A 14,100-nucleotide genomic window follows, 5' to 3' on the forward strand; every position below is an offset into this window, starting at 1 on the left:
GCTCAGCAGGAGCAGAGAGCGCGGTCGAGGACGGCGAGCAGGTCGCGGGGTGCGTCGACGATGACGTCGGCGCCCCAGTGCGCGGGGTTGTCGTCCGGGTGGATATAGCCGTAGCGCACGGCCGCGGTCTTGGTCCCGGCGGCGCGGCCCGACTCGATATCGCGCAGGTCGTCACCGATGAACAGCACTTCGGACGGGTCGACCTTCAGCTGGCTGCAGGCCAGCAGGAGCATTTCCGGGTCCGGCTTGCTCCTGGTCACGTGGTCCGGGCAGACCAGGACGGCGGAGCGCTCGGCCAGGCCGAGCTGCTCCATGATCGGCGCGGCGAAACGCACCGGCTTGTTGGTCACCACACCCCAGATCAGGCGCGACTGCTCGATGCTCTCCAGCAGTTCGGCCATGCCGTCGTACGGGCGGGTGAAGACGGCGCAATGCTCCTGGTAGCGGTCGAGGAACTCCTGGCGCAGGGCCTCGAAGCCGGGGGCTTCCGGGTCCATGTCGAAGGTCGCGGCAACCATGGCGCGGGCGCCGCCGGAAACCACGTCCTGGATGCGCTGGTCATCGATTGGCGCACGGCCATGGGCGGCAAGCATCGCCTGGCACACGGCGATGAAGTCCGGCGCGGTGTCCAGCAGCGTGCCGTCCATGTCGAAGAGAACCGCTCTGAGCATGCGACTCACTCCTCGCGCAGGGTCTGGATCATGTAGTTGACGTCGACGTCGCCCGCCAGCTTGTAGTGCTTGGTCAGCGGGTTGTAGGTCAGGCCGATGATGTCCTTGACCGCCAGGCCCGCGTCACGCGACCAGGCGCCCAGCTCGGAGGGACGGATGAACTTCTTGAAGTCGTGGGTGCCGCGCGGCAGCAGGCGCATCACGTACTCCGCACCAACGATGGCGAACAGGTAGGCCTTCGGGTTGCGGTTGATGGTGGAGAAGAACACCTGGCCGCCGGGCTTGACCATCCGGTAGCAGGCGCGGATGACCGAGGCCGGGTCCGGCACGTGCTCGAGCATCTCCAGGCAGGTCACCACGTCGAACTGCTCGGGCATCTCTTCGGCCAGGTCTTCGGCGGTGATGCGGCGGTATTCCACCGGCACGCCGGATTCCAGCTGGTGCAACTGGGCGACCGCCAGGGGCGCTTCGCCCATGTCGATGCCGGTGACGGTGGCGCCGCGCTGGGCCATGGCTTCGCTGAGGATGCCGCCGCCGCAGCCGACGTCGAGCACCTTCTTGCCGGCGAGGCTGACGCGCTCGTCGATCCAGTTGACCCGCAGCGGGTTGATGTCGTGCAGGGGCTTGAACTCGCTTTCGCGGTCCCACCAGCGGTGGGCGAGGGCCTCGAATTTGGCGATCTCGGCGTGGTCGACGTTGCTCATGGTGTCCCTATTGATCAAAAAGCTGGAAACGAAGGCTGACTATGATGCCAGCTTCGTTCACTGGATGGGGCGCGGCATGACAGATTGTCGCAGCGCCAGGGGCGTCGGGGCTCAGGCGCCGGCGATCCTGCGGCCCCACTCGCCGGCGACGGCGATCAGGCGTTCTTCGTCCAGGCGGGTGAGCTTGCCGTTGTCCAGCAGTTGCTTGCCGCCGACCCAGACATGCCGCACGCAGTCGCGGCCGCTGGCATAGATGACCTGCGAGACCGGCTCGTACACCGGCTGCTGGGCCAGTCCCGAGAGGTCGAAGGCAGTGAGGTCGGCGGACTTGCCCAGCTCCAGACTGCCGGTTTCCTGCTCCATGCCCAGCGCGCGGGCGCCGTTCAGGGTGGCCATGCGCAGCGCACGGTGGGCGTCCAGCGCGGTGGCCTGGCCGGCCACGGCCTTGGCCAGCAGCGCGGCGGTGCGGGTTTCGCCGAGCAGGTCGAGGTCATTGTTGCTGGCGGCGCCGTCGGTGCCGATGGCGATGTTGACGCCGGCCTGCCACAACCGCTCCACCGGGCAGAAGCCGCTGGCCAGCTTGAGGTTGGATTCCGGGCAATGCACCACCGAGCTGTTGGTTTCCACCAGCATGACCAGGTCCTCGTCGTTCACCTGGGTCATGTGTACCGCCTGGAAGCGCGGGCCGAGCAGGCCGAGGCGGTGCAGGCGGGCCAGCGGGCGCTCGCCGTGCTTCTCCACTGCCTGCTGGACCTCGAAGGCGGTCTCGTGGACGTGCATGTGGATGCCGGCGTCGAGCTCCTCGGCGAGCATCAGGATGTTTTCCAGCTTGTCGTCGCTGACCGTGTAGGGCGCGTGCGGACCGAAGGCGACCTTGATGCGCGGGTGGTGCTTGAGGTCGTCGCGCAGCGCCAGGCCCTGGCGGATCGCCTCGTCGGCGTCGCGGGCGCCGGGGATCGGGAAGTCCAGCACTGGCACGCTGATCTGCGCGCGCACGCCGGCCTTGTGCACCACCTCGCAGGCGACCTGCGGAAAGAAGTACATGTCCGAGAAGCAGGTGATGCCGCCCTTGAGCTGCTCGGCGATGGCCAGTTCGGTGCCGTCGCGGACGAAGTCCTCGCTGACCCACTTGGCTTCCGCCGGCCAGATGTGCTCCTGCAGCCAGGTCATCAGCGCCAGGTCGTCCGCCAGGCCGCGGAACAGGCTCATCGCCGCGTGGCCGTGGGCGTTGATCAGGCCGGGGGAGAGCAGCATGCCCGGCAGCTCGCGGGTTTCCGTGGCCGGATGGCGCAGCGCTTCGGTGCGCGGGGCGAGCAGGGCGATGCGGCCGTCGCGGATGCCCAGGCCGTGATCGCGCAGGACGACGCCGGCGGGCTCGACGGGGACGATCCAGGTGGGGAAGAGCAGCAGGTCGAGCGGGACTTTTTCGGTCGGCATGAAGCGCATCCTGGGCGCGTGGATAAAGGCGCCGAGTATAGCCGAGCACCAGGGCTTCAGGCTCGGTATACTCGGCCGTTTCCCGGTGTTTCCGGGTGATTCCCGTGGCGCCGGAGCGGCCCGCGATTCCATTGAAATAGAAGAGGTGTTCCATGCGTGAGCGACTGTTGGCGGCCGAACGGGTCACGGCCATTGATTGGCGCAAGGGCACACTCCGTCTGCTGGACCAGCGCCTGCTGCCGCTGGAGGAAACCTGGCTGTCGTACGAGACCGCCGAAGGCGTAGCCGACGCCATTCGCCAGATGGTCGTGCGCGGCGCGCCGGCGATTGGCATCGCCGCTGCCTATGGCCTGGTGCTGGGCCTGCGTGCCCGTGTGGCCGCTGGTGGCGACTGGCGCGCGGCGCTGGAAGAAGACTTCACCGTGCTGGCCGAGTCGCGTCCGACCGCGGTCAACCTGTTCTGGGCGCTGAACCGCATGCGCGACCGCCTGGAGCGCCTGAAGCCGGGCGAGGACCCGCTGCCGCTGCTGGAAGCCGAGGCCGTGGCGATCCACGAGAGCGACCGCGAGGCGAACCTGACCATGGCTCAACTGGGCGTGGACCTGATCCGCAAGCACCATGGCGGCCCGCAGAAGATCCTCACCCACTGCAACACCGGCGCCCTGGCCACCGGCGGCTTCGGCACCGCACTGGGTGTGCTGCGCGCGGCGCACCTGGAAGGGCTGATCGAGCGTGTCTACGCCGACGAGACCCGCCCCTGGCTGCAGGGCGCTCGCCTGACTGCCTGGGAACTGGCCAACGAAGGCGTGCCGGTCACCCTGAACGTGGACGCGGCCGCCGCGCACCTGATGAAGACCGAAAGCATCACCTGGGTCATCGTCGGCGCCGACCGCATCACCGCCAACGGCGACGTCGCCAACAAGATCGGCACCTATCAGCTGGCTGTCACCGCCATGCACCACGGCGTGCGTTTCATGGTGGTGGCGCCCAGTTCGACCATCGACATGGGCCTGGAAAGCGGCGAGGACATCCCTATCGAGGAGCGTGACGGTCGCGAACTCCTGGAAATCGGCGGCAAACGTGTCGCGGCTGACGTCGAAGCCTTCAATCCGGTGTTCGATGTGACCCCGGCCGACCTGATCGACGCCATTGTGACCGAGCGCGGCGTCGTCGAACGTCCGGACACCGAGCGGATGGCCCAGCTGATGAGCCGCAAGCGCCTGCACTGACGGGGCCTGCGGCAATTCATCGAGGGGCTTGGCCGAGGGTAGGGTTTGACCCTGGCTTGTGGTAAGCTCCGACGGTTCTTGATGGGGCATTTTTTCGGCCCCCACAGCATCGCGGATCAACGGCCAAGTCGTTGATTTGTAGAGAGTCGGTGGCGCTTTGATGGCGCACCGCGCTCCGCCGGGCTCAGGACGGGCTTGGCGGAGTCCCATTTGAAAAAGGAACCAGGCTTCTCATGGGCGAACTGGCCAAAGAAATCCTCCCGGTCAACATCGAAGACGAACTCCGACAGTCCTACCTCGATTACGCCATGAGCGTGATCGTCGGTCGTGCCCTGCCCGATGCGCGCGACGGCTTGAAGCCCGTGCATCGCCGCGTCCTGTACGCCATGAGCGAACTGGGCAACGACTGGAACAAGCCCTACAAGAAGTCCGCCCGTGTGGTCGGCGACGTGATCGGTAAGTACCACCCGCACGGCGACACCGCGGTGTACGACACCATCGTCCGCATGGCCCAGCCGTTCTCGCTGCGCTACATGCTGGTCGACGGCCAGGGCAACTTCGGTTCGGTGGACGGCGACAACGCCGCAGCCATGCGATACACCGAAGTGCGCATGTCCAAGCTCGCCCATGAGCTGCTGGCGGACCTGGACAAGGAAACCGTCGACTGGGTGCCCAACTACGACGGCACCGAGCAGATCCCGGCGGTCATGCCGACCAAGATCCCGAACCTGCTGGTCAACGGCTCCAGCGGTATCGCCGTGGGCATGGCGACCAACATTCCGCCGCACAACCTCACCGAGGTGATCGACGGCTGTCTGGCGCTGATGGACAACCCCGAGCTGTCCATCGATGACCTGATGCAGTACATCCCCGGCCCGGACTTCCCGACCGCGGGCATCATCAACGGCCGTGCGGGCATCATCGAGGCCTATCGCACCGGTCGTGGCCGCGTCTATATCCGTGCCCGCGCCACCATCGAGGACATGGAGAAGGGCGGCAACCGCCAGCAGATCATCATCACCGAGCTGCCCTACCAACTGAACAAGGCCCGTCTGATCGAGAAGATCGCCGAGCTGGTGAAAGAGAAGAAGATCGAAGGCATCACCGAGCTGCGCGACGAGTCCGACAAGGACGGCATGCGCGTGGTCATCGAGCTGCGTCGCGGCGAAGTGGGCGAGGTCGTGCTGAACAACCTCTACGCCCAGACCCAGCTGCAGAGCGTCTTCGGTATCAACGTGGTGGCCCTGGTCGATGGCCAGCCGCGCACGATGAACCTCAAGGACATGCTCGAGGTGTTCATCCGTCACCGCCGTGAAGTGGTGACCCGCCGGACCGTCTACGAGCTGCGCAAGGCGCGCGAGCGTGGCCACATCCTCGAAGGTCAGGCCGTTGCCCTGTCGAACATCGACCCGGTGATCGAACTGATCAAGACCTCGCCGACCCCGGCCGAGGCCAAGGAACGCCTGATCGCCACTGGCTGGGAATCCAGCGCCGTGGAAGCGATGGTCGAGCGCGCCGGCGCCGATGCCTGCCGTCCGGAAGACCTGGACCCGCAGTACGGCCTGCGTGACGGCAAGTACTTCCTGTCGCCGGAACAGGCCCAGGCCATCCTGGAATTGCGCCTGCACCGCCTGACCGGCCTGGAGCACGAGAAGCTCCTGTCCGAGTACCAGGAAATCCTCACCCTGATCGGCGAGCTGATCCGCATCCTGACCAGCCCCGAGCGCCTGATGGAAGTCATCCGCGAGGAACTGGAGAAGGTCAAGGCCGAGTTCGGCGACGCCCGTCGCACCGAGATCGTCGCCTCACAGATGGACCTGACCATCGCCGACCTGATCACCGAAGAAGAGCGCGTGGTGACCATCTCCCACGGCGGCTACGCCAAGTCCCAGCCGCTGGCCGCCTACGAGGCCCAGCGTCGCGGTGGCAAGGGCAAGTCCGCCAGTGGCGTGAAGGACGAGGACTACATCGAGCACCTGCTGGTCGCCAACAGCCACGCCACCCTGCTGCTGTTCTCCAGCAAGGGCAAGGTCTACTGGCTGCGCACCTTCGAGATTCCGGAAGCCTCGCGTACCGCCCGTGGCCGTCCGCTGGTGAACCTGCTGCCGCTGGACGAAGGCGAGCGCATCACCGCGATGCTGCAGATCGACCTGGAAGCCGTGCGCGCCCAGTTCGCCGGCGACGACAACGATGACGACGACGTGGTTGCCGAGCAGGTCGCCGAAGTGGTGGAAGCCGAAGAGGCCGAAGAGGGCGACGACGCCGACTTCAGCCAGGACGAGCCGACTGGCGCGTACATCTTCATGGCCACCATGAAAGGCACCGTGAAGAAGACCCCGCTGATCCAGTTCACCAAGCCGCGCTCCAACGGCCTGATCGCGCTGAAGCTGGAAGAGGGTGACTCGCTGATCGCCGCCGCCATCACCGACGGCTCGAAGGACGTGATGATGTTCTCCGACGCCGGCAAGGTCATCCGCTTCAAGGAAAGCAAGGTGCGCATCATGGGCCGTAACGCCCGTGGCGTGCGCGGCATGCGCCTGGCCGAAGGCCAGCGCATCATCTCCATGCTGATCCCCGAGTGCCGCGAAGCGCAGATCCTCAGCGCCTCCGAGCGTGGCTACGGCAAGCGCACCCCGCTGGCCGACTACCCGCGTCGCGGTCGTGGTGGCCAGGGCGTGATCGCCATGGTGATCAACGAGCGTAACGGTAACCTGGTGGGCGCCGTACAGGTGCTGGACGGCGAGGAGATCATGCTGATTTCCGACCAGGGCACCCTGGTGCGTACCCGTGTCGACGAAGTCCGCGGCGCTGGCCGTAACACCCAGGGCGTGATCCTCATCAAGCTGGCCGCCGACGAGACCGTCGTGGGTCTGGAGCGGGTGCAGGAGCCGACGGTGGTGGAAGACGAAGACGACGTCATCGACGGCGAGATCGTCGAGGGCGAAGTGTCGGAAGAGAACCCAGAAGCAGGCGAAGCTGCGGCTGAAGAAGCCCCGCAGGCCAGCGAAGACTGATAGCGAGAGTGGATGTGAGCAAGCGAGCCTTTAACTTCTGCGCCGGTCCTGCGGCGCTTCCCACCGAGGTGCTGGAGCGCGCCCGCGCCGAACTGCTGGATTGGCAGGGCAAGGGCCTGTCGGTCATGGAGATGAGCCACCGTAGCGACGACTACGTGGCCATCGCCGAGAAGGCCGAACAGGACCTGCGCGACCTGATGGGCGTGCCGTCGAACTACAAGGTGCTGTTCCTGCAGGGCGGCGCCAGCCAGCAGTTCGCCGAGATCCCGCTGAACCTGCTGCCCGAAGACGGCGTGGCGGACTACGTGGAAACCGGCATCTGGTCGAAGAAGGCCATCGAAGAGGCTCGCCGCTACGGCAACGTCAACGTGGTTGCCAGTGCGTCCAAGTACGACTACTTCGCCATCCCCGGGCAGAACGAGTGGAACCTGTCCAAGGACGCCGCCTACCTGCACTACGCGTCCAACGAGACCATCGGCGGCCTGGAATTCGACTGGATTCCGGAAGTCGGCGACGTCCCGCTGGTGGTGGACATGTCCTCGGACATCCTCTCCCGCCCGACCGACGTGTCGAAGTTCGGCCTGATCTACGCCGGCGCGCAGAAGAACATCGGACCAAGCGGCCTGGTCGTTGTCATCGTCCGCGAAGACCTGCTGGGCCGCGCCCGCAGCATCTGCCCGACCATGCTCAACTACAAGGTCGCCGCCGATAACGGCTCCATGTACAACACCCCGGCTACCTACTCCTGGTACCTCTCCGGTCTGGTCTTCGAGTGGCTGAAGGAGCAGGGCGGCGTCGATGCCATGGAGCAGCGCAACCGCGCCAAGAAGGACATGCTGTACGGCTTCATCGACAACAGCGACTTCTACACCAACCCGATGCAGCCCAGCGCCCGCTCCTGGATGAACGTGCCGTTCCGCCTGGCCGACGAGAAGCTCGACAAGGCCTTCCTCGAAGGCGCCGATGCGCGCGGCCTGCTCAACCTGAAAGGCCACCGTTCGGTGGGCGGCATGCGTGCCTCCATCTATAACGCCCTGGGCCTGGACGCCATCGAAGCCCTGGTTGGCTACATGGCCGAGTTCGAGAAGGAGCACGGCTGATGAGCGATGCTGACCAGCTCAAGGCTTTGCGCGTACGCATCGACAGCCTCGACGAGAAGATCCTCGAGCTGATCAGCGAACGCGCCCGCTGCGCCACCGATGTGGCGCGCGTGAAGATGGCCGCCCTGCCCGAAGGCGAGAAGCCGGTGTTCTACCGGCCCGAGCGCGAGGCGTGGGTGCTCAAGCACATCATGGAGCTGAACAAGGGCCCGCTGGACAACGAGGAAGTCGCTCGTCTGTTCCGCGAGATCATGTCCTCCTGCCTGGCCCTGGAACAGCCGCTGAAAGTGGCCTACCTCGGCCCGGAAGGCACCTTCACCCAGGCCGCGGCGCTCAAGCACTTCGGCCATGCGGTGATCAGCACGCCGATGGCGGCTATTGACGAAGTGTTCCGCGAAGTCGCCGCCGGTGCGGTGAACTTCGGCGTGGTGCCGGTGGAAAACTCCACCGAGGGTGCGGTCAACCACACCCTCGACAGCTTCCTCGAGCACGACATGGTGATCTGCGGCGAGGTGGAGCTGCGCATCCACCACCACCTGCTGGTGGGCGAGAACACCAAGACCAGCAACATCACCCGCATTTACTCCCACGCCCAGTCCCTGGCCCAGTGCCGCAAGTGGCTGGACGCGCACTACCCGAACGTCGAGCGCGTGGCGGTTTCCAGCAACGCCGACGCTGCCAAGCGGGTAAAGAGCGAGTGGAACAGCGCCGCGATTGCCGGCGACATGGCCGCCAGCCTGTATGGCCTGGACAAGCTGCACGAGAAGATCGAGGACCGCCCGGACAACTCCACGCGCTTCCTCATGATCGGCAACCAGGAAGTGCCGCCCACCGGCGACGACAAGACCTCCATCATCGTCTCCATGCGCAACAAGCCGGGCGCACTGCACGAGCTGCTGGTGCCGTTCCACAACAACGGCATCGACCTGACCCGCATCGAGACCCGCCCGTCGCGCAGCGGCAAGTGGACCTACGTGTTCTTCATCGACTTCGTCGGCCACCACAAGGATCCGCTGATCAAGGATGTGCTGGAGAAGATCAACAGCGAAGCCGTTGCCCTGAAGGTGCTGGGCTCGTACCCCAAGGCCGTGCTTTGACATGGAGCGAAACGCCCGTCGGCGGTCGCCAATGGTCGACTGTACGGGGCGCGCAAGGCTGATGGCCCAGCGCCCTGGCATGGTATGGCTGACAGGGCTGAGCGGCTCCGGCAAGTCGACGCTGGCCGAAGCTCTCGAACAGCGACTGCACGCCGCCGGGCGGCATACCTACCTGCTGGATGGCGACATCCTCCGTCAGGGGCTGAATCGGGATCTGGGGTTCAGTGCCGAAGACCGCAGCGAAAATATTCGCCGGGTTGGCGAGGTGGGTGCGCTGATGGTGGATGCCGGGCTTATCACCATCGCTGCATTCATCTCACCGTTCCGTGCGGACCGCGATCGAGTCCGCCAGCTGTTGCCGGAGCGCTTTATCGAGGTTCATGTCTCCACGCCGCTGGAAGTGTGTGAGGAGCGGGATCCCAAAGGGCTCTACCGCAAGGCGCGAGCCGGTGAACTCAAGGGGTTCACCGGCATAGATGCTCCGTTTGAGGCGCCGCTGGCCGCCGAAGTGAGCATCGATACCTCCGTGCTGTCGGTAGAGGAATCTGTCCACCGTATCTGCGATTACATGGCTGCCGCCGGTTACATCGGGTAAATCTGCGCGGTCCCAGTCGAGAGAGATGTCCATGAGCTGTGATTTCCTTGCCCTGGCCCAACCGGGCGTGCAGAAGCTTTCCCCCTACGTCCCCGGCAAGCCGGTCGATGAACTGGCCCGCGAGCTGAAGCTCGACCCCGCCGGCATCGTCAAGCTGGCCAGCAACGAGAACCCGCTGGGCCCGAGCCCGAAGGTCCTCGAGGCCATCCGTGCCGAACTGACCGAACTGACCCGCTATCCCGACGGTAACGGCTTCGAGCTGAAGTCCCGCCTCGCCGCTCGCTGCGGCGTAGAGACTGCGCAGGTCACCCTGGGCAACGGCTCCAACGATATTCTCGACCTGGTTGCCCGCGCCTACCTCGCGCCCGGCCTGAACGCCGTGTTCAGCCAGTACGCCTTCGCCGTCTACCCGATCTCCACCCAGGCCGTCGGTGCCCAGGGCAAGGTCGTGCCGGCGAAAGACTGGGGCCATGACCTGGAAGCCATGCTGGCGACCATCGACGCCAACACCCGCGTGGTCTTCATCGCCAACCCGAACAACCCCACCGGTACCTGGTTCGGCCCGGACGCGCTGGAGCGCTTCCTGTCGCAGGTTCCGGAAAGCGTCCTGGTGGTGCTCGACGAGGCGTACATCGAGTACGCCGAAGGCGAGGAGCTGCCGGACGGCCTGAAGTACCTGGCCCGCTACCCGAACCTGCTGGTCTCGCGCACCTTCTCCAAGGCCTACGGCCTGGCGTCGCTGCGCGTCGGCTACGCGATCTCCTCGGCGCAGGTCGCCGACGTGCTCAACCGCGTGCGCCAGCCGTTCAACGTCAACAGCCTGGCCCTGGCCGCCGCCTGCGCCGCGCTGGATGACGCGCAGTACCTGGCCGAAGGCAAGCGCATCAACGACGAAGGCATGGCTCAACTGGAAAGCGGCCTGCGCGCGCTGGACCTGCAATGGATCCCCTCCAAGGGCAACTTCATCGCCGTGGACCTCAAGCGCGATGCGGGCCCGGTCTACCAGGCCCTGCTCGCCGAGGGCGTGATCGTCCGTCCGGTGGGCGGCTACGGCATGCCGCAGCACCTGCGCATCTCCATCGGCCTGCCGACCGAGAACGCCCGCTTCCTTGACGCACTGGCCAAGGTGCTCGCCCGTGCCTGATGTCCATTCGCACAAGCTGCGCCGCCTGGTGGTGGTGGGGCTCGGCCTGATCGGTGGCTCCTTCGCCAAGGGTATCCGCGAGAAAGGCCTGTTCGAGGAAGTGGTCGGTGTCGACCGTGACCCGCAGACCCGTCGCCTGGCGGTGGAGCTGGGCGTGGTCGACCGCTGCGAGGAGAGCCTTGCCGTCGGTTGCCGCGACGCCGACGTGATCCAGCTCGCCGTGCCGATCCTGGCCATGGAGAAGGTCCTCGGCGAACTCGCGGGCCTCGACATCGGCAACGCGATTCTTACCGACGTCGGCAGCGCCAAGGGCAACGTGGTGCGCGCCGCGAAAGCAGTGTTCGGTGGCATGCCGGCGCGCTTCGTCCCTGGCCATCCCATCGCCGGTTCCGAGCAGAGCGGTGTGGAGGCGGCCAACGCGAAACTGTTCCGCCGTCATAAAGTCATCCTCACTCCACTGGATAATGCCGACGCGGATGCGATCCAGTGCGTCGAGAGCCTCTGGCGCGAGCTGGGTGCGGATGTCGAGCAGATGGCCGTCGAGCACCACGACGAAGTCCTCGCTGCCACCAGCCACCTGCCGCACCTGCTGGCCTTCACGCTGGTCGACTCGCTGGCCAAACGCAGCGAGAATCTGGAAATCTTCCGCTACGCCGCTGGCGGCTTCCGCGACTTCACGCGGATTGCCGGCAGCGACCCGGTGATGTGGCACGACATCTTCCTCGCCAACCGCGAGGCGGTGCTGCGCATCCTCGACGTATTCCGTGACGACCTCGATGATCTGCGCGAGGCCGTCGACAAAGGGGACGGGCAACAACTGATGGGCGTCTTTACCCGCGCCCGCGTTGCCCGCGAGCATTTCAGCAAAATCCTGGCCCGTCGGGCCTATGTGGACGCCATGCACAACAATGACCTGATTTTCCTGGCCCAGCCGGGTGGCCGCCTTTCCGGACGTGTTCGCGTACCGGGCGACAAGTCCATTTCCCACCGCTCGATCATGCTCGGCTCCCTCGCCGAAGGCACGACCGAGGTGCAAGGCTTCCTCGAGGGTGAAGATGCCCTCGCCACCATCCAGGCGTTCCGCGACATGGGCGTGGTCATCGAAGGCCCGCACCACGGCCGCGTGACCGTTCACGGCGTTGGCCTGCACGGCCTGAAGACTCCGCCTGGCCCGATCTACCTGGGCAACTCCGGCACCTCGATGCGTCTGCTAAGTGGTCTGCTCGCCGCCCAGCCGTTCGACACCACCCTGACCGGTGATGCCTCGCTGTCCAAGCGCCCGATGAACCGCGTCGCCAAACCGCTGCGTGAAATGGGGGCGGTGATCGAGACCGGCCCCGAAGGCCGTCCGCCGCTGACCATCCGTGGTGGCCAGAAACTCACCGGCATGCACTACGACATGCCGATGGCCAGCGCCCAGGTGAAGTCCTGCCTGCTGCTCGCCGGCCTCTATGCCGCTGGCGAAACCTCCACCACCGAGCCGGCCCCGACCCGCGACCATACCGAGCGCATGCTGCGCGGCTTCGGCTACCCGGTCGACGTCGAAGGCGCCACCGCCCGCGTCGAGTCCGGCCACAAGCTCAGCGCCACCTCCATCGAAGTGCCGGCCGATATCTCCTCGGCGGCCTTCTTCCTGGTCGCCGCGAGCATCGCCGAAGGTTCCGACCTGACCCTGGAGCACGTCGGTATCAACCCGACCCGCACCGGCGTCATCGACATCCTCAAGCTCATGGGCGCCGACATCACCCTGGAAAACCAGCGTGAAGTGGGTGGCGAGCCGGTTGCCGACATCCGCGTGCGTTCGGCGCAGCTTAAAGGCATCGATATCCCCGAAGACCTGGTGCCGCTGGCTATCGACGAATTCCCGGTACTCTTCGTTGCCGCCGCCAACGCGGAGGGCCGAACCGTGCTGCGCGGCGCGGAAGAGCTGCGGGTGAAGGAGTCCGACCGCATCCAGGTCATGGCCGACGGCCTGCTGGCCCTGGGGGTGAAGTGCGAGCCGACCCCGGACGGCATCATCATCGACGGCGGCAGCTACGGCGGCGGCGAAGTCTGGAGCCACGGCGACCATCGCATCGCCATGTCCTTCAGCGTGGCCTCCCTGCGCGCCGGCGCGCCGATCCGCATCCACGACTGTGCCAACGTCGCGACTTCCTTCCCGAACTTCCTCGGGCTGGCGTCCGGTGCAGGCATTCGTGTCGCCGAGGAGAAGAACTGATGAACGGAGAATGGCCGGTCCTCGCCATCGACGGCCCCAGCGGCTCGGGCAAGGGCACCGTCGCTGGTCTGCTGGCCAAGCGTCTGGGCTGGAACCTGCTGGACTCCGGTGCACTTTATCGCCTGCTGGCGTTCGCCGCCGGTAACCACGGCATCGACCTGACCAATGAGGAAGCCCTCAAGGTCCTCGCCGCGCACCTGGACGTGCAGTTCACCCACGCCAAGGGCGGGCAGGGCCAGCACATCATCCTCGAAGGCGAAGACGTCACCGACGTGATCCGTACCGAACAGGTCGGCGCCGGCGCCTCGCAGGTTGCCGCGCTGCCGGCGGTCCGCGATGCGCTGCTGCAACGCCAGCGTGCTTTCCTCGAAGCGCCAGGGCTGGTGGCCGATGGTCGCGACATGGGCACCGTGGTCTTCCCCAGCGCTCCGCTGAAGATTTTCCTCACCGCTTCCGCCGAGGAGCGCGCCCGTCGCCGCTACCTGCAACTCAAGGGCAAGGGCATCGACAGCGACCAGGCGCAACTGGCCGAGGAAATCAGCGCCCGTGACGAGCGCGACAGCCAGCGTGCCGTCGCCCCGCTCAAGCCTGCCGAAGGCGCCATCCTGGTGGACTCCACCTCGATGAGCATCGATGAGGTGGTGGAGAGCATCCTCGCCGAGGTTTCGCGGCTGGGTCTGGCCGACTAGTCGATCGGGAAACGAAAATCCCCGGCCATGCCGGGGATTTTTCTTTTCAGGTAAGGACGTCCGCAGGAGGGATCTGACGGGCGGTTCTCCCAATTCCCGAGGCTGGGCGAAAATGAAGAGGTGAGGCTGGAGCCGCGAAGAGCGTTGGAAACCGGGAGCGCCGATTGACGCAATCGGGATCCGTTGCTACCATTCCAGACCT

The 14,100-nt window shown here is 66.0% G+C and carries 11 protein-coding genes; 8 read left to right on the plus strand and 3 right to left on the minus strand.

Features of this window, described 5'->3' with window-relative positions:
• Positions 1-2: 2 nt before the first annotated feature.
• From mupP to IB261_RS08440, 3 genes are all read right to left on the minus strand, one after another.
• Complete coding sequence (gene mupP / locus IB261_RS08430; protein ID WP_151186361.1) at positions 3-680, minus strand: N-acetylmuramic acid 6-phosphate phosphatase MupP; 678 nt, start codon at positions 678-680, stop codon at positions 3-5.
• Positions 677-1,375, minus strand: coding sequence for a bifunctional 2-polyprenyl-6-hydroxyphenol methylase/3-demethylubiquinol 3-O-methyltransferase UbiG (ubiG, locus tag IB261_RS08435; RefSeq protein ID WP_081517942.1), 699 nt, complete (start codon positions 1,373-1,375; stop codon positions 677-679). Before ubiG ends, mupP begins: the two co-directional genes overlap by 4 nt.
• A 111-nt stretch (positions 1,376-1,486) precedes the next feature.
• Positions 1,487-2,812: a TRZ/ATZ family hydrolase gene (locus IB261_RS08440; protein WP_192224946.1), complete on the minus strand. Its 1,326-nt coding sequence runs from the start codon at positions 2,810-2,812 to the stop codon at positions 1,487-1,489.
• 152 nt (positions 2,813-2,964) lie between these two features.
• On the opposite strand from IB261_RS08440, the gene mtnA reads away from it, so the two are divergent.
• From mtnA to cmk, 8 genes are all read left to right on the plus strand, one after another.
• Entirely contained in the window at positions 2,965-4,041 is a 1,077-nt protein-coding gene (gene mtnA, locus IB261_RS08445) for an S-methyl-5-thioribose-1-phosphate isomerase (protein WP_192381978.1), read from the plus strand.
• 233 nt (positions 4,042-4,274) lie between these two features.
• The gene (gene gyrA / locus IB261_RS08450; protein ID WP_192224947.1) at positions 4,275-7,055 is read left to right on the plus strand and encodes a DNA gyrase subunit A; all 2,781 of its coding nucleotides are present in this window, start codon (positions 4,275-4,277) and stop codon (positions 7,053-7,055) included.
• A gap of 14 nt (positions 7,056-7,069) precedes the next feature.
• Positions 7,070-8,155: a 3-phosphoserine/phosphohydroxythreonine transaminase gene (serC, locus tag IB261_RS08455; RefSeq protein ID WP_192381980.1), complete on the plus strand. Its 1,086-nt coding sequence runs from the start codon at positions 7,070-7,072 to the stop codon at positions 8,153-8,155.
• Complete coding sequence (gene pheA / locus IB261_RS08460) at positions 8,155-9,252, plus strand: prephenate dehydratase (RefSeq protein ID WP_015478144.1); 1,098 nt, start codon at positions 8,155-8,157, stop codon at positions 9,250-9,252. Before serC ends, pheA begins: the two co-directional genes overlap by 1 nt.
• A gap of 79 nt (positions 9,253-9,331) precedes the next feature.
• Complete coding sequence (gene cysC / locus IB261_RS08465; protein ID WP_353620472.1) at positions 9,332-9,847, plus strand: adenylyl-sulfate kinase; 516 nt, start codon at positions 9,332-9,334, stop codon at positions 9,845-9,847.
• A gap of 31 nt (positions 9,848-9,878) precedes the next feature.
• Complete coding sequence (gene hisC, locus IB261_RS08470; RefSeq protein WP_192381982.1) at positions 9,879-10,991, plus strand: histidinol-phosphate transaminase; 1,113 nt, start codon at positions 9,879-9,881, stop codon at positions 10,989-10,991.
• Entirely contained in the window at positions 10,984-13,209 is a 2,226-nt protein-coding gene (locus IB261_RS08475; RefSeq protein WP_192381984.1) for a bifunctional prephenate dehydrogenase/3-phosphoshikimate 1-carboxyvinyltransferase, read from the plus strand. Before hisC ends, IB261_RS08475 begins: the two co-directional genes overlap by 8 nt.
• Positions 13,209-13,898 (plus strand): (d)CMP kinase, encoded by a 690-nt coding sequence (cmk, locus tag IB261_RS08480; RefSeq protein WP_081517950.1) that lies wholly within the window; start codon positions 13,209-13,211, stop codon positions 13,896-13,898. Before IB261_RS08475 ends, cmk begins: the two co-directional genes overlap by 1 nt.
• Positions 13,899-14,100: the final 202 nt, after the last annotated feature.

It is taken from the genome of Pseudomonas sp. PDM20 (assembly GCF_014852575.3).
Lineage (GTDB): Bacteria > Pseudomonadota > Gammaproteobacteria > Pseudomonadales > Pseudomonadaceae > Pseudomonas.